Source organism: Citrobacter sp. 172116965 (assembly GCF_013458095.1).
GTDB lineage: Bacteria > Pseudomonadota > Gammaproteobacteria > Enterobacterales > Enterobacteriaceae > Citrobacter > Citrobacter braakii.
On sequence record NZ_CP046673.1, the window covers coordinates 2,204,741 to 2,227,218 of the forward strand.

Genomic DNA, 22,478 nt, shown 5'->3' on the forward strand with positions numbered 1-22,478 from the left:
TCAAGATCTAACGGTAGAAAATGACATACTATCGTTATCTTTGTTTTATCTAAAGTATTCAGGAGCCACCGTTGAACGATCCTCAGTCGTGGGTAAAACCGTTAACGCGTATCCCTTCCAGTTTGCAACCGCTCGTTGCTACGCAGAAAAAACATTATGGCGATGTGCTGCATCCCACGCGCTGGTGGGGGCGGATGCCGTTCCTGTTCTGGCTGGTGGCGCTGTTTGTCGGGTATCTGGAGCGTAAAAAGGCGCGCCTGTCGCCGGTGATGCGCGCGCTGTTGATGACCCGCGTTTCTCAGGTGTGCCACTGCGCTTTCTGCGTTGACGCCAACAGTTTACGGCTGGCTGAACGCTGCGGCGCGCTGGATAAAGTCTTACAGGTTGCCAACTGGCAAGAATCAACGCTATTTAGCGCAGAAGAACGTGTAGGGCTGGCCTATGCTGATGCGGTCACCGCAACGCCACCACAGGTTGACGATGCGCTGAAAGCGCAGATGAAGCAGTATTTTACCGATGACGCCATTACTGAAATGACCGCGCTGATTGCGTTTCAAAATCTCTCGGCGCGTTTTAATGCCGCTCTCGATATTCCCTCCCAGGGACTGTGCGACAGTTTTAAAGGACGCCCGCATGCTTGACCGCCATCTTCATCCGCGATTAAAACCGCTTTTGCATCGCTGCGTGGGCATCGTTGATCAACCGGCGATTACCCCGGACGGACTTACGCTGGTCGGTTTTGCTATTGGCGTGCTGGCGTTGCCATTTCTGGCGTTAGGCTGGTATATGGCGGCGCTGGTGGCTATTGTGCTCAATCGGCTGTTTGACGGGCTGGATGGGGCGCTGGCACGGCGCAGAGGGCTAACGGACGCGGGAGGATTTCTCGATATCTCGCTCGATTTTCTGTTTTACGCCTTAGTGCCGTTTGGTTTTATTCTTGCTGCGCCGGCGCAAAATGCGCTGGCAGGCGGTTGGCTGTTGTTCGCGTTTATTGGCACCGGCAGCAGCTTCCTGGCCTTCGCCGCGCTGGCGGCAAAGCATCAGATTGATAACCCCGGTTATGCGCATAAATCTTTTTATTATCTGGGTGGACTGACCGAAGGAACCGAGACGATTTTGCTGTTTGTGTTGGGATGTCTGTTCCCGGAATATTTTGCCGTAATGGCGTGGGTCTTTGGCGCGCTGTGCTGGATGACGACGTTCACCCGGATCTGGAGCGGATATCTGACGCTGAAAGCGGTCCAGCGTCAGGCGTAACGTAGTGCGTTGCCGGATGCGCTTCGCTTATTTGGCCTACAACGATGGTTTATGTAGGCTGGGTAAAGCGCTCTCGCTGCATCCGGCAAAAATGACAATCTTACTTGCTGGCGTCCGGACCCCGTTCACCGCTGGCGATCGGGTTTTTCGGAGAGCTGCTCCACTCATACCAGCCGCCGTCGTAGACGGAGACGTTTTTCCAGCCCATTGCGCGGGCATACATAAACGTTTCCGAAGCACGCCAGCCGGTACCACAATAGAATGAGACCTGTTGCTCTGGCAGGATATTCCATTGCTTCCACATGGCGGCGATGTCATCGGCGCTGCGCATGGTGCCATCCGGGTTATGGAAATCTTCCATGTGGGTGGAGTCGCTGCCTGCATGGCCCCAACGCGCCCCTGCGATCTCACCTTTTGGCTTAATGTAGCTATAGCCGCTGGTCGTACCGATAAATTCCGGCCATGAACGAATGCTCACCAAAGACGCATCCTGGCGATGCAGCAGCCCGCGAGCCTGTTCCATATCCAGCATCAGTTGCGGTTGGGCAGGGATCGTCACGCCGAAATCAGGTTCAGGCTTCACCGTTGGTGCCGTACCGCGTTCGACCGGTAAACCTGAGTCAGACCAGGTCTGCCAGCCACCGTCGAGCAGACGAACATCTTTCACACCTGCATACAGCATAATTTGCGCCACGCGCGCGGCGGCGTAGACATCGCGGCCGTATAAAATCACCGTGGTGTCGTGGCGGATGCCGTGTTTCGCCAGCATCGCTTTGAGCTGCGCGTCGGACACTTTATTCCACAGCGGTTCGCTTTCGACTTCGTTGGTATCAATATAGCCCGCGCCAGGGATATGGCTGAGCAGATACAACTTCGGCGCGCCCCAGGCGGCTTCAATCACTTTCCAGTCACTGGCCGGTTTGGCGGTCACCTCTTTACCCTGCTGAAGGTCGTGCAGCCACTGCGGGTAAACCAACTGTTCGAAGTGCGGCAGACGTTGCAGGCGGGCAGGGTCCGTAAGCGCATCGCTGAGGGTTGAGATAGCGTTAAAGCCGACTTTCTGCAGGCGGGATTTGACGGCCTGCATGTCAGTATCGCTGCCATACAATGCCACCGGCGCGTCGGTTTTCAGGTGATGTGCCTTAACCCAGGCGCTGAGTTGTTCATCATTCATCTTGTCGAGCCAGGCGGCAGACAGGTTCAGTGCGGAAGGCTCGTGTCCTGAAGGACCATTAAGCGATTGCGGCCAGCCGTTATAAAAAGCGCTCTGACGGGTATCGATCGCCGCGCCTTGCTTTTGCTGTAACTGGTTGAGGGTGAGCGTCTGTGCTGTTTCAGCAGCCCAGGAAGAAGCGCAAGCGAGCCCTAAAGCCAGTGCCAGCGCGGTCATTTGAGAAACACGTTTCATCGAATAGCCCGACGTTGAAAAAGAGGACGACATTCTGTGCCGCCAGTTAAGTAAAAACCTTGCGTTAACGCAGCATATCGGCACATTCACGCCCAGTTTTCCATCTGTAATACGCGACCTGCTGGCGGAACGTCCTGCGCATCGTGGGTAACCTGGACCACCGGAATACCCAGTTTACGTACTTCGGTGAAGACCCACTGGCGAAAGGTATCGCGCAGCGACGCATCCAGCCGGCTAAAGGGTTCATCGAGTAACAGCGCCTGGGGTTGCGCCAGCAGCGCGCGAAGCAGGGCGACACGCGAGCGTTGCCCGCCGGAGAGCGAAGCCGGATCGCGTGAATAAAATCCTGCCAGGCCCGCGCGTGCGAGGGCGCTTTCCACCTCATGGCGTCTGGCGGGACCTTGCACGCTGGCGGGTAAGGCCAGCAGTAAATTCTGCCCAACGCTGAAATGGTCAAACAGCAGCGCATCCTGAAACAGAATGCCAATCTGGCGCTGCGCGGTAGGCAGTGTGTCTACGCGCTGTTCGTTGAGCCACAGTTCGCCTGACGCCTGAAACTGAGGAGACAACGCCCCGATCATCCACGAAAATAACGAAGACTTACCGCTGCCGGAAGGTCCCATAATGGTGACAATGTCACTTTTATTAACCTGAAAATTAACGTCCTTCAGTAGCGCTGTCGTACCCTGGTACAACGAAACGCCTTGTACAATGAGCATTAGCGGAGTCCTTGTCGAAAGCGGCCAATCCACGCAGCGAGAAACGCCGCCAGTGCGAAAATTATAAGCGGTAACAGAAGCTGCCATAGCGCCTGGGTTGCCAGAATGGCGGTGCTACCGCCGCTGCTTAATGCCACCGCTTCGGTGGTCAGCGTGGGATAGCGCCCGGCGCCTAACCACAGCGTCGGCATATACTGGGCGATACTGACTGAGAACCCTACCGCGAAGGCAACCAGCGCCGGGCGCGCCAGCTGCGGACATTTTACTTGCCAGAATATGCGGCCCCGGGTCCAACCCAGCGTTTGCGCAATCAAAATCAACCGTGGGTCAATGCGTTGCCACGCCGGTTTGAGCACAAACAGCATCCATGGCATCACCCACAGCAGGTGTCCCCAGACAATGGTTATCATCAGCCCATCCTGTCCGGCATATAACGCCAACAGATACTGTCCAGTTACCAGCGGCAGCGCAGGCAAAATGAGCGGTAGCCAGACCCAACGGTGTCCGGTTTGCGGACCCCATTCCAGCCAGGCAAAAAGTATCAGCAGCGCCAGCACGCTGGAGATAAGCCCCAGTTGCAGGCTAGTGCTGAGCGCCTCACTATTTAGCGACGAATAGCTGGCGATCAGCGCCAGAACCAGCGCGCACACCACACCGCCAAAGGGCAAAAGTTGTACCAGCGAAAGGCCGATTGTACAGGATGAAAAACGCAGGCGTTCCCCGTTTACTGCGGGAATAGTGCGTTGCCAGGCGCGCCAGAGCAGATACCCCGCCAGCGCGATGATGAGTAGCAGCAGTACCAGCAGCAGGCTGGCGAGTGCTCCTTTAGCCTGTTGCTCGGCATCGCCCTGACTGAGCCATTGCAAGCTCAACACGGCAAGCGTTGGTGGGTTTCCGGGACCAAGGACGATTGCTACATCCACTACCGAGAGCGACCAGGCGACAATCGCCAGCATGGCTTTGCCTAATGCGGGGGCGAGAGAGGGCAGAACCAGCCAGTTCAGGCATTGCAGTCGGCTGTAACCCAGCGAATCCAGGACGATAACCTGCTGCGAAAGCTGTTTTTCACTCAGCAGAGCTGAGAGGATCCATAACAAAAAGGCACTCTCTTTTACCGCCAGCGTCACGCCAAGCCCAATGCCGTAGCGGTCAGGCTGGGAGCTGAGAAACGGGAGCCATTGCCAGAGCATGCCGCCTTCGGCAAAAACCAACAGCACGCTGGTGGCGAAGGCAACATGTGGAATTGCCAGCAGCCACGGAAGACGCGTGCACAGACGCGCCCAGCCTGCGCCGGGCCATAAGGCGAGGATCGCCAGCAGGGCGATGATCAGCGCGCCGCCAGCCGCGAGGCTTACGGAAACCAGCGTTGCCAGTAACGCCTGCGGGAGTTGAGGATCGCTAAATAGCGCCAGCCAGTGTCTGGTGCTCAGCGCCGGCGTTATCAGAGAAAAAGCCGCTGGCGCCAGCGGCAGATAAACGCCCGCCATGATGGCCCAGAGTAGCAGAATTAATGTGTACCGTAGCGGCGTAGCCATTCTTGTTCCAGAGCGTTTACCCATGCAGCATGCGGTTCTGGCAGTACGGCAGGGAGCCCTTGTGGGATCCGCGCCAGCAGCGCATTACGCTGGTCGACAGGCAATTTTTGTGGATCAAGCACCGAAGGATCTCCCCAGACTGACGGGTCGGCTTTACGCAGCTGCGCTTCGGGTGAAAGCAGGAAATTTGCCACGACTTTCGCTCCGGCGCTGGCACGCGCATTCGCTGGAATGGTGACAAAATGCACGTTGCCGAGCATGCCCAGTGAGAAACCAAAACTATAGCTGCTATTGGGTAATTCACCGCTGGCCACTTTTTGCTGCGCGTGGGCAGGATTAAAGGTCATTGATAAACGCAGGGTGCCACCGTTGAGCAGCGCATCCATTCGCGCGGGCGTGGGCGGAAAATCTTTACCTTCGCGCCACAGGGCAGGATGCAAAGCATCAAGGTAATGCCACAATGGAGCGGTAACATCGGCGAATGTGGACGCATCTGGCGCTATTTTCAGCGCCTGCGGCTTGTTGGTGAGCGAAATTAACAACTGCTCAAGAAAAGCCGTTCCGGTAAAGTCTGGCGGACGCGGATAGGTCACCGTGCCAGGGTGCGTCTGGGCAAACTCAAGCAGTGCCTGCGGGGATTGCGGCGGCTGCGCGGTGAGATCGTGCCTGGCAATAAATGTAAGCTGTGCGCCGCCCCACGGTGATTCAGCCACCTCCGTTGGAATGGAAAAGTCTTCGTTCACCGGTTTCTGGGTATCAACATAGCGCCAGTTAGGCAGCGTTTGCGCCCACTGGGTCTGTAGCAGCCCGGCTTCTTTCAGCGTGCGGAAATTTTCGCCGTTCACCCACAGCAAATCGACCGATCCACCGTTTTTTCGCCCGGATGCCGCTTCCGTCTGGATACGTTTTACGGCGTCGGCGGCATCCGCCAGGCGTACGATTTTCAGGTTAATGGCATAGTGCGTTTTCATCTCGCCGCTAACCCAGTCGAGATACTGGTTAACTGCGTTGTCGCCACCCCAGGCGTTGAACCACACCGTCTGACCGCGGGCGTCATTTTTGATTTGCTGCCAACTGGTGTCCTCGGCGAAAGCCGCCAGCGGAGAGAGCAGCAAACTCAGGCACAATAAGCAGTAACGCATAATATCTCCATTGCTAAAAATGGGGGGAAAGACTCAGGTCTTTTTCCGTTGATGCTCAAGATAAAGGCTTCTGGCCACGGCAATCACCACGCTCAGAGCGAACAGGAAGAACAGGCCGGTAACAAACCAAAATGTGCCGCCGGTTAACAGGCTACCAGCCCATGAATAGACGATAGTGGCCGGTAACTGACCGATGCCGGTGGCGATGAAGAAATGGCGAAAACGAATCGAGGTCAGGCCTGCTGCGTAGCTTACCGGGTCGAACGGCACAAAAGGTAACAGGCGACAGACAAGAATTGTGTGCTTGCCATAGCGCTCGAAAAAAGTGTCCATGTTGTTCAGCACCGTTTTTCCGGTCAGTTTTTCCACCGCGCTGCGACCTAAAACGCGGGCAATAAAAAAGCACAGCGCCGCGCCTGCCATCGCGCTGCTCCAGGACAGTACGCCGCCCCAAAATGCGCCAAACAGCGAGGCGTTGGCAAAGGTGATCACAAAGGCGGGAAGCGGCGCGACGATGGCCTGTAAGATCATCAGGAAGAACGACACGACCGCCGCCTGGGTTCCGTAAGAACGAATGAAGTTCTCAAGAGCATGCTGATCGAGCGTGGTAAATGCCGCCAGGCTGGCGTGAAGAAAATCACTCACGCCAGGTATCCACGCCCACGCCATCAGAGCGAGCAGCAGCAGGGCAAGCAAGCTTATACGGTAATAGCGTGTCCGCCGCGCTTTATTCATCTTGATCATTTACCCGCGTACTCGTGACCGGGCGCCGGATCGACATGTTTATGTCGCGCCCAGGCTTTGGCGGCCTGAACGAGGACGAATAGCGCCAGCCCCGCAACGCTGAGCTTACCGATAAATGCCCAGCTAATCCCTTCGCTGGCCAGTTCGTGCGACATCAGCGTATAGATAAAGATGCCGGGCAAGGTGGTTAGCGCAGATATCACGGTAAATGACCAGAACGGAATGGCCGTCAGCCCATAGGCATAGTTTTGAATGTTATAGGGGAACAGTGGCACGAGCCGGGTCAGGATCAGAAAGTCTACTCCACTATGGGCAATGCCTGTTTCGATAGCCTGAAACGTTGCCGTATGGCCAACGTATTTCAGCAGCAATTCCCGGCCAAGCCAGCGAGCCAGCATAAACGACAGCGCCGAAGCCATGGTTGCCGCCACCAACGAGATAAGCGTCCCTGTCACCGGGCCAAACAGCACACCGCCGACGATCACCAGAATGCTGCCAGGGATCAGACACAGCGCGGCAACTATAAACAGCAGGATATAAAGGGTATAGCCGAACAGGCCGCTTTGGCGGATGACATCTTGTAAATGATGGAAATTGGTGATCAGATCGGTCAGACCGTAATGATGGAAAACTCCCGCCAGAACGCAGAACAATACCGCAACAATTAGCAGCCGGTATTCTGCGTTATGCGAACTTCTTTTTCATGGGGGTTCTCCTGTAAAACCGAATGCAATGTAGCGTTTTCGTCAGCGAAAAGTGCGCGCGAAGATATAATAAATTTCCGGCCGCAACAATGTATTACCGTGGCTTTATTGATTTTGCACAGAATAAACAGACTCTCCAGGCAAGGCCCGGAGAGTGAAAATACGCAGACGATCAGACGCGGAATTTAGCCCATACAGGCGCATGGTCGGACGGCTTTTCCATGCTGCGGATTTCATAGTCGATACCGGTTTCTTCGCAGCGCTCCGCCAGCGGTTTGCTCGCCAGCAGCAAATCGATACGCAGGCCACGGTTATCATCAAAGCCTTTTGAGCGGTAATCAAACCACGAGAACTGGTCGTTCTTTTCAGGCCAGGCGTGACGGTAGGTATCTACCAGGCCCCAGCCCAGCAGACGCTCCATCCACTCGCGCTCTTCTGGCAGGAAGGAACATTTGCCGGTACGCAGCCAGCGTTTACGGTTCTCTTCGCCAATACCGATATCGAGGTCGGTTGGGCTGATATTCATATCGCCCATGATCAATACCGGATTGTCGCGCTTCAGTTCAGTCTCCAGATAGTTTTGTAGGTTCTGATAAAACGCGGCTTTGGCCGGGAACTTGGTTTCATGGTCTCGGCTTTCGCCCTGCGGGAAATAGCCGTTGATCACCGTGATGCTGCCCAGAGGCGACGGAATTTCCGCCATGATGATACGACGCTGCGCTTCTTCGCCATCACCCGGGAAGCCACGACGCACCGCAATCGGCGTTTCTTTCGTTAATAGTGCTACGCCGTAGTGGCCTTTCTGACCGTGATAAAAGACGTTATAACCCAGCTTTGCTACCTCTTCGAGAGGGAACATATCGTCGTGGACTTTTGTCTCCTGTAAGCCAATAACATCCGGTTGGTGTTTTTCGACAATGGCTGCCAGTTGATGGGGACGGGCACGCAGGCCGTTGATATTAAAAGAGACAAATTTCATAGTCGCTGCCAATTTGCAAGATGAATAGTGCAAGGATGGTAGCAGAATTTCTGCTGGCTGACTGCTTCTTGTCACCTGATTCCAACAATGATTGCTAATGGTGTTAACGATGGAGCAAAAACTGCACCGTTTTGGCGCGTAGCGCGTCGGAATAGAGCAATAATTTCCGATAAATTTCGTATACGATCACATTTCCAGAATTATATTTGGCGACTGAATAAAATTGCGTTTTTTCCTCTGTTTAGTCATCTGGTACGCAAACATATTCACTTTATATGCACATACAGTGAATATCGTCAGGTTGTAACTCGTTGATATTCCGTCACCGCCCTCCGTTTATGCACTTTTTTCGCTGGCTGGCACGAAGCCTGCAATCTACATTTACACCGCAAACACTATATTTATTAACATATAAATAACCTTTTATTTACCATTGAGGTCGCTATGTCTCTGTCAATTACGCGTGAAAATTTTGATGAATGGATGATGCCCGTATACGCTCCGGCCCCTTTTATTCCGGTGCGTGGCGAAGGTTCACGTCTGTGGGATCAGCAGGGTAAAGAGTATATCGATTTCGCGGGAGGCATTGCGGTTAACGCGCTGGGTCATGCACATCCGGCATTGCGCGAGGCATTAAACGACCAGGCGAGCAAATTCTGGCATACGGGAAATGGCTACACCAACGAGCCGGTGCTGCGCCTGGCGAAAAAGCTGATTGATGCCACTTTTGCCGAGCGCATTTTCTTCTGTAACTCTGGCGCAGAAGCTAACGAAGCGGCATTAAAACTGGCACGTAAATATGCCCACGATCGTTTTGGTAGCCAGAAGAGCGGCATTGTGGCGTTTAAAAATGCTTTCCATGGTCGCACGCTGTTTACCGTCAGCGCCGGAGGACAGCCCGCCTATTCACAGGACTTCGCGCCGCTGCCGCCGGATATCCGCCATGCGGTGTATAACGATCTCGACTCTGCCAGCCAACTGATTGATGACAACACCTGTGCGGTTATTGTGGAGCCGGTCCAGGGGGAAGGCGGCGTAGTGCCGGCAACAAACGCCTTTTTGCAGGGGCTGCGTGAATTATGCGATCGCCATAATGCGCTGTTGATTTTTGATGAAGTTCAGACCGGGGTTGGCCGTACCGGCGAACTGTATGCCTACATGCACTACGGCGTTACGCCGGACCTGCTGACGACAGCAAAAGCGCTGGGCGGTGGTTTCCCCATCGGCGCACTGCTGGCGACAGAGAGTTGCGCCAGTGTGATGACGGTCGGTACGCACGGTACGACCTATGGCGGAAACCCGCTGGCCACTGCGGTGGCGGGAAAACTGCTGGAAATTGTTAACACGCCGGAAGTGCTTAACGGAGTGAAACAGCGTCACGACTGGTTTGTGGAGCGTATTAACGCTATTAACGAACGTTTTGGACTGTTTAGTGAAATTCGTGGACTCGGACTGCTGATTGGCTGTGTGCTGAACGCGGAATTTGCCGGGAAAGCAAAACTCATCTCGCAAGAAGCGGCGGTTGCCGGAGTGATGGTGCTGATTGCTGGCGCTAATGTGGTGCGGTTTGCGCCAGCGTTAAACGTCAGCGAAGAAGAAATCGCCACCGGACTGGATCGCTTTGCGCTGGCCTGCGAACGCATTAAAGCAGGAGGTTCATCATGATGGTGATTCGTCCCATTGAACGCGCTGATATCACCGCGCTGATGCAGCTTGCCAGTAAGACCGGCGGCGGGTTGACCTCGCTACCGGCGAATGAAGCTACGCTGATGGCGCGTATCGAACGTTCGCTACAAACCTGGCGCGGTGAGTTGCCCAAAAGTGAGCAGGGATATGTGTTTGTGCTTGAAGACAGCGCCAGCGGAACCGTGGCAGGGATTTGCGCCATTGAGGTGGCGGTGGGGCTTAACGATCCCTGGTACAACTACCGGGTCGGTACACTGGTGCACGCCTCGAAAGAGCTGAACGTGTATAACGCGCTGCCGACGCTGTTTCTGAGTAACGATCACACGGGCAGTAGCGAACTTTGTTCTCTGTTTCTCGATCCGGACTGGCGTAAAGAAGGCAACGGCTATTTGTTGTCGAAGTCGCGCTTTATGTTTATGGCGGCCTTTCGTGACCGGTTCAATGAGAAGGTCGTGGCCGAGATGCGCGGCGTGATCGATGAACACGGTTACTCTCCGTTTTGGCAAAGCCTCGGCAAACGTTTTTTCTCAATGGAGTTCAGCCGGGCGGATTTTCTCTGCGGAACCGGGCAAAAAGCCTTTATTGCTGAACTGATGCCTAAGCATCCGATTTATACCCATTTCCTGTCTGACGAAGCGCAAAGCGTGATTGGTCAGGTGCATCCGCAAACGGCTCCTGCGCGGGCGGTGCTGGAGAAAGAAGGATTTCGCTACCGCAACTACGTCGATATTTTCGACGGCGGACCGACCCTGGAGTGCGATATTGACCGGGTACGGGCTATCCGTAAGAGCAGGCTGGTGGAGGTGGCTGAAGGGCAGCCTGCGCCGGGCGACTATCCTGCTTGTCTGGTTGCCAATGAAAATTATCAAAACTTCCGCGTCATGTTGGTTCGTGCCGACCCGGATACTCAGCGTCTGGTACTGACGGCGGCGCAACTTGACGCCCTGAAATGTCACGCGGGCGACCATGTACGTTTTGTGCGTCTTTGTGCAGAGGAGAAAACAGCATGACATTATGGATAAACGGCGACTGGGTGACGGGGCTGGGCGAGCGTCGGGTGAAAACCAATCCCGTAAGCGGTGATGTACTGTGGCAGGGCAATGATGCCGATGCAGCCCAGGTGGCGCAGGCGTGCCGGGCCGCGCGCGCAGCCTTTGCCAGTTGGGCTAAACAGCCCTTTGGCGCACGCCAGGCCATTGTTGAAAAATTTGCCTCATTGCTGGAAAGCAATAAAGCCGAACTCACACAGATTATCGCCCGGGAAACCGGCAAACCCCGTTGGGAAGCCGCTACGGAACTGACGGCGATGATCAATAAAATTGCCATCTCCGTGAAAGCCTGGCATGCGCGTACCGGAGAGCATCACAGCGAATTACCGGATGGCGCAGCGACGTTGCGCCATCGCCCGCACGGCGTGCTGGCGGTTTTTGGCCCGTATAACTTCCCCGGCCATTTACCCAATGGTCATATTGTTCCGGCACTGCTGGCAGGCAACACATTGATTTTCAAACCCAGCGAGCTGACGCCGTGGACCGGTGAAGCCGTGACAAAGCTGTGGGAGCAGGCGGGATTGCCGCCGGGTGTGCTGAACCTGGTGCAGGGCGGTCGCGATACGGGGCAGGCGCTGAGCGGGCAGGACGATCTCGATGGCCTGCTGTTTACCGGCAGTGCCAATACGGGTTATCAACTGCATCGACAGCTATCCGGCCAGCCGGAAAAAATCCTCGCTCTGGAGATGGGGGGCAACAACCCGCTGATTATTGAGAACCCGGAAGATATTGATGCCGCAGTGCATCTGACTATTCAATCCGCGTTTGTCACCGCCGGACAGCGTTGTACCTGCGCCCGTCGCCTGTTAGTTAAAAAAGGCGCGCAGGGGGATGCGTTCCTGACGCGCCTGGTGGACGTCAGCCAGAGTTTAATGCCCGGCAACTGGGACGCAGAACCGCAGCCATTTATTGGCGGGCTGATTTCCGAACAGGCCGCGCGGCATGTCTATGATGCCTGGCAGCGTCTGGAGTCGTTAGGGGGCCGGACGCTGTTAGCGCCACGTCTGGTGCAAGCCGGAACGTCACTGCTCACCCCAGGGATCATAGAACTGACCGGGGCGGCGAACGTACCCGATGAAGAGGTCTTTGGACCGCTGCTTGGCGTCTGGCGTTATGACAGCTTTGATGACGCAATTCGTATGGCGAACAACACCCGCTTTGGATTGTCGTGTGGGTTGGTTTCCCCCGATCGCAACCAGTTTGATCAACTGCTGCTCGAGGCGCGGGCCGGGATCGTCAACTGGAATAAGCCGTTAACCGGCGCGGCGAGTACAGCGCCGTTTGGCGGCGTTGGCGCTTCCGGGAACCATCGCGCCAGCGCGTGGTATGCCGCAGATTATTGCGCCTGGCCGATGGCAAGTCTGGAATCACCGGCCTTAACGCTGCCAACGACGCTTAGCCCCGGCCTGGATTTTTCTCGCGAGGATAAGCTATGAAAGCCCGTGAGGTAAATTTTGATGGTCTGGTGGGGCTGACCCACCACTATGCGGGGCTGTCATTTGGTAATGAGGCCTCAACCAAACATCGTTTTCAGGTATCGAACCCGCGTCTGGCGGCGAAGCAGGGTCTGCTAAAGATGAAAGCGCTGGCGGATGCGGGATTTCCCCAGGCGGTGATCCCGCCTCATGAGCGACCGTATATTCCGGTGCTGCGTCAGTTGGGCTTTACCGGCCGCGACGAACAGATACTGGAGAACGTGGCGCGTCAGGCGCCTCACTGGCTCTCCAGCGCCAGCTCCGCATCGTCTATGTGGGTGGCGAATGCGGCAACGGTCTGCCCTTCAGCCGATGCGCTGGACGGGAAAGTGCATCTGACGGTGGCGAATCTGAATAATAAGTTTCACCGTTCGCTGGAAGCGCCGACCACCGAAGCGTTGCTACGGGCGATTTTCCGTGATGAGAATAGTTTTACGGTCCACGGTGCGTTACCCCAGGTTGCACTATTCGGTGATGAAGGTGCGGCAAACCATAACCGCCTCGGCGGGGATTACGGCGACCCTGGCGTACAGCTGTTTGTTTACGGTCGTGAAGAAGGGAATGCGTCCCATCCGAAGCGCTATCCGGCGAGGCAATCCCGTGAGGCCAGCGAGGCGGTCGCCCGACTGAATCAGGTTAACCCGCATCAGCGCATTTTTGCCCAGCAAAACCCGGACGTTATCGATCTTGGCGTGTTTCATAACGATGTGATTGCGGTGTCGAATCGCCAGGTACTGTTTTGTCATCAGCTGGCGTTTGTCAGACAGCAGGCGTTGTTCGAGCAGTTACGCAGTCAGGTGGCAGGTTTTACCCCGCTGGAAGTCCCGGCTGCGGAAGTGTCGGTGCAGGATGCGGTGACTACCTATCTGTTTAACAGCCAGTTACTGAGCCGTGATGACGGTTCGATGATGCTGGTCCTGCCGCAGGAGTGTCGGGAGCATGCGGGCGTGTGGCGGTATTTGAACCATCTGCTCGAGGAAGACAATCCGATCGATGACCTGCAGGTATTCGATCTGCGTGAAAGTATGTCCAATGGCGGCGGTCCGGCATGTCTGCGCCTGAGAGTGGTGCTTACGCCACAGGAGCTGCAGGCCGTAAATCCGGCGGTTATCATGAACGATACGCTGTTTAACACGCTGAATAATTGGGTCGACCGTTACTATCGCGATCGTCTTACCGCCGCCGACCTTGCCGACCCGCAGCTGTTGCGTGAGGGGCGTGAAGCGCTGGATACGTTGACGCAATTGCTCAATCTCGGCTCTGTGTATCCCTTCCAGCAGGAGAGGACCAGCCATGGATAATTTTCTGGCCCAGACGCTGGCAGGGATAACCCCCGAGACAACCGAGGGCACAGCTCGCGGCTTTTCCTGGCAGTGGATTGGTCATGGGATTCTGGAGCTGACGCCGGACACTCCGGCGGAATATTCGCTGGTGCTGTCTGCGGGGATCCACGGTAATGAAACGGCCCCGGTAGAGATACTTGATTCAATTCTCTCCAGGCTGTTTAGCGGTGAACTAACGCTGACATGGCGGCTGCTGGTGATTCTGGGGAACCCGCAGGCGCTGGCGGCGGGACAACGTTATTGTCATAGCGACCTGAACCGTATGTTTGGCGGCCGTTGGCAGATTTTTGCCGCGAGTGAAGAAACGCACCGAGCCCATCAGCTTGAGCTGTGTCTGGAGGATTTTTATTCGCGGGCGAAAGAGCCAGTACGCTGGCATCTGGATCTGCACACCGCGATTCGCGGTTCGCAGCATCTGCGCTTTGGCGTGTTGCCACAACGCAACGTTGCCTGGGACGAAGATTTTTTGGGATGGCTGGGAGAGGCAGGGCTGGAGGCGCTGGTTTTCCATCAGACACCTGGCGGCACGTTCACCCATTTTAGCGCTGAACATTTTGGCGCGCTGGCCTGCACGCTGGAACTGGGTAAAGCGCTGCCGTTTGGACAAAACGATCTGACTCAGTTTGCGCAGACGGCAGATGCGCTGGCGAAGCTGCTAAAGGGCGAGCGAATGTCACCGGGAGAAACATCTCCGCTGCGTTACCGCGTGGTGTCGCAAATCACGCGGCGTAGCGACGATTTCATTCTTCACATGGATAACCAGACGCTCAACTTTACCCCTTTTACAGAGGGCACCTTGCTGGCGCAGGACGGTGATGAACGTTTTACCGTCACCCATGATGTTGAATACGTTCTCTTTCCAAATCCAAACGTGGCCTGTGGTTTACGTGCCGGATTGATGCTCGAAAAATTGTGACAAATATATATGCCCTTTTGGTTTATCCCTAAGGGCTTATTTTTACGTGCTGTTTTTATTTATTACGGATTATTCCTGGTGAATTGCTTTCTTAATAATCAGGGATAAGGTATAGTTCTTCATAATCCCTTCAAAATCATCCTGTTGTAATTTTTTATTGCAACTCTGCGCAATTTATTCTTTTTTTCTCCATAATTGATGAAAGTTTGTTTTTTACACTTTCATTGTTTTACCGTTGCTCTGATTAATTGACGCTTAAGCCGGTAAAGTTAATCTCGTCAACACGACATCACATTGCATAAGAGTCGCATGAGTGTCGTAAAAATAACTGAAAGAAAGGATAGAAATTATGCGTAAACTGACTGCTCTGTTTGTTGCCTCTACCCTGGCGCTGGGCGCTGCTAACCTGGCCCACGCCGCTGACACGACAACATCTGCGCCAGCTGATGCCAAACCAATGATGCACCACAACGGTAAGTTTGCCCCGCATCATGACATGATGTTTAAAGACCTGAGCCTGACCGATGCGCAGAAACAGCAGATTCGCGAGATCATGAAAGGTCAGCGTGATCAGATGAAACGACCGCCGCTGGAAGAGCGCCGCGCAATGCACGACATCATCGCCAGCGATAGCTTTGATAAAGCGAAAGCGGAAGCGCAGATTGCGAAGATGGAAGAACAGCGCAAAGCCAACATGCTGGCGCACATGGAAACTCAGAACAAGATTTACAACATTCTGACCCCGGAACAGAAAAAGCAGTTTAATGCCAATTTTGAGAAGCGTCTGACAGAACGTGCCGCGCAGAAGGGTAAAATGCCGCAAGCTGCTGAGTAATCGTTCAGCGTCTACACTATATCATTCACGCTGTGTGTGCTGATTGCCGCACAGTGTGAAACCAAACTCAAGACCGCCGCTCTTGTCCACAACACGTTTAACGAGGTGGGCAGGATCGGCGGTTTTTTCTTTGCTGCCTCTTGCACCGCGCTTGTGACACGTTATTCTCCTGAAGCCCGCGAAAATTCCACCTGGAGGGCGCGTTGTTCTTTTTTGCAAAACACCGGGTTCATCGCTAAGGCAAATCAACTCTGCTGCCGATAACAATAATCTGCAGGGTGAACATAACAATGATGAATTATGGCTGCCTGTTTACGGTGGGCTGCCGTGCTGCGCCTTTCTGGAGGGATGATGGAATACTTTGATATCCGCAAAATGCCGGTCAATCTGTGGCGAAATGGTGCGGGAGAAACGCGTGAGATTTGCTGTTTTCCGCCAGCAACACGAGATTTTCACTGGCGGGCGAGTATCGCCTCCATCGCAGCGAATGGAGAGTTTTCTCTTTTTCCCGGCGTAGAACGCGTGATTACTCTGCTGGAAGGCGGAGAAGTGACGCTGGAAGAGTCGAACACCTTCACGCATACCCTGAAACAGCATCAGCCTTTTACCTTTGCCGGTGACAAGGTGGTAAAAGCGAAGCTGACGGAAGGGCAGATGTCGATGGATTTTAATATCATGACCCGACGGGATGTCTGCCAGGCAAAAGTCAGAGTTGCCGATCGCACCTTTACGACCTTTGGTTCGCGCGGCGGCGTGGTGTTTGTTATCAGTGGAGCCTGGCAACTGGGTGATAAGTTGTTGACCGTCGATCAGGGTGCAAGCTGGCACGACGGTAAACACACGTTACGACTGCTGGAGCGCGAGGGGAAACTGCTGTTCAGCGAGATTAACTGGATGCCGGGGCATTCTCCGGACTCAGTTCAATAATGTCATATTGACCAGACAGAATAGGCCGGCAGAGAATTTTGTAGCCATCTTGATCAAAGCCGGCCGGCATTCGCGCGAGTGTAGCTGCCTCATCCAGCGTTGAAACGGCTCCCAGCCACAGCCAGTTATTGATGATATGGTACTGCGTCATTTCAGCGCGGGTTTCCTGCAGCGCAATGGCATTGCTCCACGGCCAGCAGATTACGCGCACTCTTTCCAGGGCTTCTACCAGACGCACATGATGCGCTTCAGGGCTTTCTTTCCCACAGCAGGCTCCGGCGCAGCGTTTAAGCGCGGAGCGAAAACAGGCGCGCCCGTGGCTCAGGGGTTCCAGCCCCAACAGGCCGTAGCATAGCTGTTGTTCATCGGCGAGGCTTTGCAGCGTCTGTAGCGCTGCGCGGCGGTTGGCAAACAGGCCAAACAGATTGGGGGCGTGGGAGAAATCAATATCTCGTGCGTAAACCACCTGAACCGTTCGGTCGGTAAGCTGCAAGGCACACAGCTGGCGATTGCGTCGCAGCCGTTTGTTAAACAGGGGCTGCTGTTCTTTGATAAGCCGCGCTTCCAGCAGCAGGGCGCCAATTTCTCCGGCCGTACAAATCCAGCTAATGCGCCTGGCCTGACGCAGCATACTCGCTTCGTCTGCGGTACGCAGATGCGCCAGCACACGGCTGCGAATATTGACACTTTTACCAATATAAAGCGGCATGGTGTCGCTATCACTGTGAAACAGATAGACGCCTGGCGCGGTGGGAAGCGCACTCAAAAACGGGCGCAGGTGCTCGGGATATTCATAGATTGCCGCTGCCTCAAATGTCAGACGAGGGGCTGATTGACGCTGTACCACTGTTGACTCCAGATGCTGGTTATTCATCCAGTATAGCAGTTTGAGGGCGATTAAAAAAGCGGCATGAGATTCAGCAGGCTAATGCCAGATAGTGCCAATCCTGGCGCTACCCGGCATTTTGAAGGGAAAAGGATTACGCTTTTTTCCAGAAATTATCAAACACGGTGATCGGTGTGCGACGTTTATGCTCAGTTTTCACGTACCAGCCTTCAATTTTTTTCGCGACGTCGGGATCCAGCGTTTTTCCTTCCAGATAGTCGTCGATATTGTCGTAAGTGACGCCGAGTGCGGCTTCATCCGGCAGAGAAGGGCGATCGTCCTCGAGGTCGGCAGTTGGTGCTTTCTTATATAAGTGCTCCGGGCACCCCAGCGCGGCGAGCAGTTGTTTGCCCTGGCGCTTGTTCAGACGAAATAGTGGGTTAATGTCGGTACCGCCATCGCCGTACTTAGTGAAAAATCCGGTGATGGCTTCTGCAGCATGATCGGTACCCACGACAACGCCGCTGGTCATGCCGGCGATACTGTATTGTGCCTTCATACGTTCACGGGCTTTTTCATTGCCACGCACAAAATCGCTCAGTTCAATACCCGCTTCACGCAGGGCCTGCTCGCTGGCCAGCACCGCGCCCTTAATATTGACGGTCAGTACGCGGTCCGGTTGAATAAAGGCGATGGCATCCTGGCAGTCCTGCTCATCGGCCTGAACGCCATACGGTAGGCGTACGGCAATAAACTGCAGTGCGTCATTACCCGTTTCTTTTCGCAGCTCGGTGATCGCCATCTGGCACAGTTTTCCCGCGAGCGTTGAGTCCTGTCCGCCGCTAATTCCCAACACCAGCGATTTCAGAAAGGGGTAGGTCTGCAGATACGATTTCAGGAAATCCACGCTGCGGCGAATTTCTTCTTCTGCATCGATGTGCGGTTTTGCGCCAAGCGCCTGGATTATCTCTTGCTGCAGAGTCATTTAACCCCCTCCGAAAAATAAAATGATCAAAAAAATGATGTGTTAAAGCTAACGCGTTGAGGCCCAAACGACAAGGGATGCGAGCCTGATATAGCATCATTTTGTTTTAATAGAATTTTCCGAAACCACCTAAGTATCCTCTGATTGCTTGAAAAATGCGTTGTTGTGCTCCAGGCTTATATAACACGCTGAAATACAAGAGGACGGAATATGAACAAGAATCTAACAGGAATTCTGAGCGCAGCGGCTGTTTTGACTATGCTGGCAGGGTGTACGGCCTACGATCGTACGAAAGACCAATTTGTTCAGCCCGTGGTGAAAGATGTGAAGAAAGGGATGAGCCGGGCGCAGGTAGCGCAGATTGCCGGTAAACCGTCTTCCGAAGTCAGTATGATCCATGCGCGTGGGACGTGTCAGACCTACATCCTGGGTCAACGAGATGGTAAAGCTGAGACCTATTTTGTTGCTTTAGATGACACCGGACACGTGATTAACTCTGGCTACCAGACCTGCGCAGAGTACGACACCGACCCGCAGGCAGCGAAGAAGTAACAACTGTTTATTGCCTGAGCACTCGGGAAAACCGGCCACTGCGCCGGTTTTTTTATGTCACACGATCTTAATTATTGACGCGAATTATTTACCTGAAGTGTGAGGGTGGTCATAACGCCAGGTCAAGGAGAGACAATTTAGTTGGTCAAGGAAATACCATCCGCTGGTGCAATCCCGTATACTCATTTCAGCCACCTAAAAAAGTAATTTAGCTGACGCAAGTTACCCAGAGCATGGATGCAGGTTAGGGCTTGCGGAGTGTCTGGTGACAGATAATCGCACATGAGGATCGTTTTAATGGAAAAGAAACACATTTATCTGTTTTGTTCTGCGGGCATGTCGACTTCATTGTTGGTTTCGAAGATGCGTGCTCAGGCCGAAAAATACGAAGTACCGGTTATTATTGAAGCGTTTCCTGAAACGCTGGCCGGAGAAAAAGGTCCAGTGGCCGATGTTGTATTATTAGGTCCACAAATTGCTTATATGTTGCCCGAAATTCAGCGTTTGTTACCCAACAAGCCTGTGGAAGTGATTGACTCGCTGCTGTATGGCAAAGTCGATGGTTTAGGCGTGCTTAAGGCTGCGGTTGCAGCAATTAAAAAAGCCGCAGCAAATTAATTATTTTATTTTAATTTTTCCCGTCAAAGAGTTATTTCATTAACATTCACCGCAATTATTAATTGCGGTATTTAAGGGTATTTTTCTATGAGTAACGCTATTGCTTCACTTGAAAAGGTACTCCTTCCTTTTGCTGTAAAAATTGGAAAGCAGCCACACGTTAATGCAATCAAAAACGGTTTTATTCGTTTAATGCCGTTAACCCTCGCAGGGGCCATGTTTGTATTAATCAATAACGTTTTCCTGAGCTTTGGGGAGGGGTCGTTTTTTTATTCAATGGGCATTCGACTTGATGCTTCAACTATTGAAACGCTGAATAGTTTGAAAGGCATTGGTGGAAACGTCTATAACGGTACGCTGGGTATCATGTCATTGATGGCGCCGTTCTTTATCGGTATGGCGCTGGCAGAAGAACGCAAAGTCGACTCTCTGGCTGCCGGGCTGTTATCCGTCGCCGCGTTTATGACCGTAACGCCATATAGCGTGGGTGAAGCCTATGCCGTTGGCGCGAACTGGCTCGGCGGTGCCAATATTATTTCCGGTATTATTATCGGCCTCGCGGTCGCGGAAATGTTCACCTTTGTGGTCCGTCGCAATTGGGTAATTAAATTACCTGATAGCGTACCGACATCCGTGTCGCGCTCTTTCTCTGCGCTGATTCCTGGCTTCCTTATCCTCTCCATTATGGGGATCATCGCCTGGGCATTGAACACCTGGGGTACGAACTTCCACCAGATCATCATGGATTCCATTTCAACTCCGCTGGCATCGCTGGGCAGCGTGGTGGGTTGGGCCTACGTGATTTTTGTTCCGCTGCTGTGGTTCTTCGGTATTCACGGTTCACTGGCGCTGACCGCGCTGGACAGCGGTATCATGACGCCATGGGCGCTGGAAAACATCTCCATTTACCAACAGTTTGGTTCCGTAGACGCCGCGCTGGAAGCTGGAAAGACCTTCCACGTCTGGGCGAAACCGATGCTCGACTCCTATATTTTCCTCGGGGGTAGCGGGGCTACGCTGGGTCTGATTATCGCTATCTTCCTGGCATCGCGTCGTCCGGATTATCGTCAGGTTGCTAAACTGGCACTGCCGTCAGGCCTGTTCCAGATTAACGAACCTATCCTGTTCGGTCTGCCGATCATCATGAACCCGGTGATGTTTATCCCGTTCATTCTGGTGCAACCGATTCTGGCGGCGATTACGCTGGCAGCTTATTACTCCGGCATTATTCCACCGATTACCAACATCGCACCGTGGACCATGCCAACCGGTTTGGGCGCGTTCTTTAACACCAACGGTAGCGTCGCAGCTCTGCTGGTTGCGCTGTTCAACCTTGGTATCGCCACGCTGGTTTATCTGCCGTTCGTGGTGGTAGCCAACAAAGCGCAGAACGTTATTGATCAAGAAGAAAGCGAAGAAGATATCGCTAACGCATTGAAATTCTAAAATTTAATCCGGCATGGCTTCACGGTCATGCCGGACTGAACCAGAGGAAAAAAGTATGTTGGATATCGAGAACATCGTCGACACGCAGTCAGAAGCAGAAGAACTCGAAGAAGTGGTGATGGGTCTCATCATCAACTCTGGTCAGGCGCGTAGCCTGGCGTACGGCGCGCTCAAAATGGCCAAGCAAGGCGATTTCGAGTCAGCTAAGGCTATGATGGACCAGTCCCGTCTGGCGCTGAACGAAGCGCACCTCGTGCAAACGAAACTGATTGAAGGCGATCAGGGCGAAGGTAAAATGAAAGTTAGCCTGGTGCTGGTTCATGCTCAGGACCACCTGATGACATCAATGCTGGCGCGTGAGCTGGTGACTGAACTGATTGAGCTTCACGAAAAGCTGAAATAGCGAGGAGTGCATAATGCAGCTACAGATTAACGCACCGGAAATCAAAACCGTCTATGAACAGCAGCTGTTTAATGGCAAAAATTTCCATGTGTTCATCTATAACAAAACTGAGAGCATCAGCGGGCTGCATCAGCATGACTACTACGAATTTACCCTGGTTTTAACCGGGCGCTATTATCAGGAAATCAACGGTAAACGCGTATTGCTCGAACGCGGGGACTTTGTTTTTATTCCATTGGGATCGCACCACCAGAGTTTTTATGATTTTGGGGCGACAAGGATCCTGAACGTCGGTATCAGTAAACGCTTTTTTGAACAGCACTACCACCCGCTGCTGCCATTTTGTTTCGTTGCATCGCAGGTCTATCGGGCGAATAATTCGTTTCTCACTTACATTGAAACGGTTATTGCATCACTAAACTTTCGCGAGAGCGGACTGGATGAATTTGTAGAAGTGGTCACCTTCTATATTATTAACCGGTTGCGCCATCATCGCGAAGAGCAGGTGCTGGATGATATTCCGCAGTGGCTTAAAACCACCGTGGAGACCATGCATGACAAACGGCAGTTTAGCGAGAATGCGCTGGAAAACATGGTACACCTGTCCGCGAAATCCCAGGAGTATCTGACCCGCGCAACCCAGCGTTATTACAGCAAAACGCCGATGCAGATCATTAATGAAATCCGCATTAACTTTGCTAAAAAACAGCTGGAAATGACTAACTATTCTGTAACGGATATTGCTTACGAATCTGGCTACAGTAGTCCAAGTCTGTTTATTAAAACGTTTAAAAAGCTGACGTCATTTACACCTAATAGCTATCGTAAGAAATTAACTGAATTTAATCAGTAGATATTATTAGCCAATAACCCATTTTTTATAGCTTGCCCAAAATAGCGTCGGGACAGCCACGCTATATCTGACAAAC

At 53.5% G+C, this 22,478-nt stretch carries 23 protein-coding genes; 14 read left to right on the plus strand and 9 right to left on the minus strand.

The genetic code is table 11. The features are described from left to right. Window positions 1–71: 71 nt before the first annotated feature. Both GPJ68_RS10575 and GPJ68_RS10580 read left to right on the plus strand, forming a co-directional pair. Window positions 72–641 (plus strand): carboxymuconolactone decarboxylase family protein, encoded by a 570-nt coding sequence (locus tag GPJ68_RS10575; RefSeq protein ID WP_047417903.1) that lies wholly within the window; start codon window positions 72–74, stop codon window positions 639–641. Beyond that, window positions 634–1,257 (plus strand): CDP-alcohol phosphatidyltransferase family protein, encoded by a 624-nt coding sequence (locus GPJ68_RS10580; RefSeq protein ID WP_049040424.1) that lies wholly within the window; start codon window positions 634–636, stop codon window positions 1,255–1,257. Before GPJ68_RS10575 ends, GPJ68_RS10580 begins: the two co-directional genes overlap by 8 nt. A 100-nt stretch (window positions 1,258–1,357) precedes the next feature. Here the strand turns inward: GPJ68_RS10580 and GPJ68_RS10585 are convergent, their stop codons facing one another. From GPJ68_RS10585 to xthA, 7 genes are all read right to left on the minus strand, one after another. Then, window positions 1,358–2,665, minus strand: coding sequence for a sulfurtransferase (locus GPJ68_RS10585; RefSeq protein WP_104652171.1), 1,308 nt, complete (start codon window positions 2,663–2,665; stop codon window positions 1,358–1,360). 86 nt (window positions 2,666–2,751) lie between these two features. After that, complete coding sequence (locus GPJ68_RS10590) at window positions 2,752–3,384, minus strand: ATP-binding cassette domain-containing protein (RefSeq protein ID WP_047417900.1); 633 nt, start codon at window positions 3,382–3,384, stop codon at window positions 2,752–2,754. After that, window positions 3,384–4,919: a thiamine ABC transporter permease gene (locus GPJ68_RS10595; RefSeq protein WP_104652144.1), complete on the minus strand. Its 1,536-nt coding sequence runs from the start codon at window positions 4,917–4,919 to the stop codon at window positions 3,384–3,386. Before GPJ68_RS10595 ends, GPJ68_RS10590 begins: the two co-directional genes overlap by 1 nt. Then, window positions 4,892–6,061: an ABC transporter substrate-binding protein gene (locus GPJ68_RS10600; protein ID WP_180837335.1), complete on the minus strand. Its 1,170-nt coding sequence runs from the start codon at window positions 6,059–6,061 to the stop codon at window positions 4,892–4,894. The genes GPJ68_RS10595 and GPJ68_RS10600 overlap by 28 nt, the downstream gene beginning before the upstream one ends. 33 nt (window positions 6,062–6,094) lie before the next feature. Then, window positions 6,095–6,805 (minus strand): TVP38/TMEM64 family protein, encoded by a 711-nt coding sequence (locus tag GPJ68_RS10605; protein WP_104652146.1) that lies wholly within the window; start codon window positions 6,803–6,805, stop codon window positions 6,095–6,097. Beyond that, window positions 6,802–7,458 carry a TVP38/TMEM64 family protein gene (locus GPJ68_RS10610; RefSeq protein WP_169330183.1) on the minus strand — a complete coding sequence of 219 codons (657 nt, stop codon included), beginning with the start codon at window positions 7,456–7,458 and terminating at the stop codon, window positions 6,802–6,804. Before GPJ68_RS10610 ends, GPJ68_RS10605 begins: the two co-directional genes overlap by 4 nt. Window positions 7,459–7,681: 223 nt before the next feature. Beyond that, the gene (xthA, locus tag GPJ68_RS10615) at window positions 7,682–8,488 is read right to left on the minus strand and encodes an exodeoxyribonuclease III (protein ID WP_016156323.1); all 807 of its coding nucleotides are present in this window, start codon (window positions 8,486–8,488) and stop codon (window positions 7,682–7,684) included. Window positions 8,489–8,932: 444 nt separating this feature from the next. Between xthA and GPJ68_RS10620 the strand changes: the two genes are divergently transcribed. From GPJ68_RS10620 to ves, 7 genes are all read left to right on the plus strand, one after another. Continuing rightward, window positions 8,933–10,153, plus strand: a complete 1,221-nt coding sequence (locus GPJ68_RS10620) for an aspartate aminotransferase family protein (protein ID WP_049271262.1) — start codon at window positions 8,933–8,935, stop codon at window positions 10,151–10,153. Further along, on the plus strand, window positions 10,150–11,184 hold the full coding sequence (gene astA / locus GPJ68_RS10625; RefSeq protein ID WP_016152846.1) for an arginine N-succinyltransferase: 1,035 nt from the start codon (window positions 10,150–10,152) through the stop codon (window positions 11,182–11,184). Before GPJ68_RS10620 ends, astA begins: the two co-directional genes overlap by 4 nt. After that, window positions 11,181–12,659 carry a succinylglutamate-semialdehyde dehydrogenase gene (astD, locus tag GPJ68_RS10630; protein WP_103283886.1) on the plus strand — a complete coding sequence of 493 codons (1,479 nt, stop codon included), beginning with the start codon at window positions 11,181–11,183 and terminating at the stop codon, window positions 12,657–12,659. Before astA ends, astD begins: the two co-directional genes overlap by 4 nt. Continuing rightward, window positions 12,656–13,999, plus strand: coding sequence for an N-succinylarginine dihydrolase (gene astB / locus GPJ68_RS10635; RefSeq protein WP_104652148.1), 1,344 nt, complete (start codon window positions 12,656–12,658; stop codon window positions 13,997–13,999). The genes astD and astB overlap by 4 nt, the downstream gene beginning before the upstream one ends. Next, window positions 13,992–14,957 carry a succinylglutamate desuccinylase gene (astE, locus tag GPJ68_RS10640; protein ID WP_049040430.1) on the plus strand — a complete coding sequence of 322 codons (966 nt, stop codon included), beginning with the start codon at window positions 13,992–13,994 and terminating at the stop codon, window positions 14,955–14,957. Before astB ends, astE begins: the two co-directional genes overlap by 8 nt. A 349-nt stretch (window positions 14,958–15,306) precedes the next feature. Further along, window positions 15,307–15,792: an ATP-independent periplasmic protein-refolding chaperone Spy gene (spy, locus tag GPJ68_RS10645; protein ID WP_016156328.1), complete on the plus strand. Its 486-nt coding sequence runs from the start codon at window positions 15,307–15,309 to the stop codon at window positions 15,790–15,792. A 351-nt stretch (window positions 15,793–16,143) separates the two neighbouring features. Further along, complete coding sequence (gene ves / locus GPJ68_RS10650; RefSeq protein WP_046275875.1) at window positions 16,144–16,719, plus strand: environmental stress-induced protein Ves; 576 nt, start codon at window positions 16,144–16,146, stop codon at window positions 16,717–16,719. Here ves and cho read toward each other — a convergent pair. Together cho and nadE are read right to left on the minus strand one after the other, a co-directional pair. After that, window positions 16,679–17,566, minus strand: a complete 888-nt coding sequence (gene cho, locus GPJ68_RS10655) for an excinuclease Cho (RefSeq protein WP_196093927.1) — start codon at window positions 17,564–17,566, stop codon at window positions 16,679–16,681. The two genes, ves and cho, sit on opposite strands and share 41 nt — an antisense overlap. Window positions 17,567–17,699: 133 nt before the next feature. Continuing rightward, window positions 17,700–18,530: an ammonia-dependent NAD(+) synthetase gene (nadE, locus tag GPJ68_RS10660; protein ID WP_104652150.1), complete on the minus strand. Its 831-nt coding sequence runs from the start codon at window positions 18,528–18,530 to the stop codon at window positions 17,700–17,702. A 210-nt stretch (window positions 18,531–18,740) separates the two neighbouring features. On the opposite strand from nadE, the gene osmE reads away from it, so the two are divergent. The 5 genes from osmE to chbR all read left to right on the plus strand — a co-directional run bounded on the left by osmE (window position 18,741) and on the right by chbR (window position 22,402). After that, window positions 18,741–19,082: an osmotically-inducible lipoprotein OsmE gene (gene osmE / locus GPJ68_RS10665; protein WP_003030621.1), complete on the plus strand. Its 342-nt coding sequence runs from the start codon at window positions 18,741–18,743 to the stop codon at window positions 19,080–19,082. Between the two features lie 297 nt (window positions 19,083–19,379). Then, window positions 19,380–19,700, plus strand: coding sequence for a PTS N,N'-diacetylchitobiose transporter subunit IIB (chbB, locus tag GPJ68_RS10670; protein WP_003832547.1), 321 nt, complete (start codon window positions 19,380–19,382; stop codon window positions 19,698–19,700). A gap of 87 nt (window positions 19,701–19,787) precedes the next feature. Then, the gene (gene chbC, locus GPJ68_RS10675) at window positions 19,788–21,146 is read left to right on the plus strand and encodes a PTS N,N'-diacetylchitobiose transporter subunit IIC (RefSeq protein WP_003030619.1); all 1,359 of its coding nucleotides are present in this window, start codon (window positions 19,788–19,790) and stop codon (window positions 21,144–21,146) included. 55 nt (window positions 21,147–21,201) lie between these two features. Further along, window positions 21,202–21,549: a PTS N,N'-diacetylchitobiose transporter subunit IIA gene (chbA, locus tag GPJ68_RS10680; protein WP_003030618.1), complete on the plus strand. Its 348-nt coding sequence runs from the start codon at window positions 21,202–21,204 to the stop codon at window positions 21,547–21,549. Window positions 21,550–21,559: 10 nt separating this feature from the next. Further along, window positions 21,560–22,402 (plus strand): transcriptional regulator ChbR, encoded by an 843-nt coding sequence (gene chbR / locus GPJ68_RS10685; RefSeq protein ID WP_085951046.1) that lies wholly within the window; start codon window positions 21,560–21,562, stop codon window positions 22,400–22,402. Window positions 22,403–22,478 lie beyond the last annotated feature (76 nt).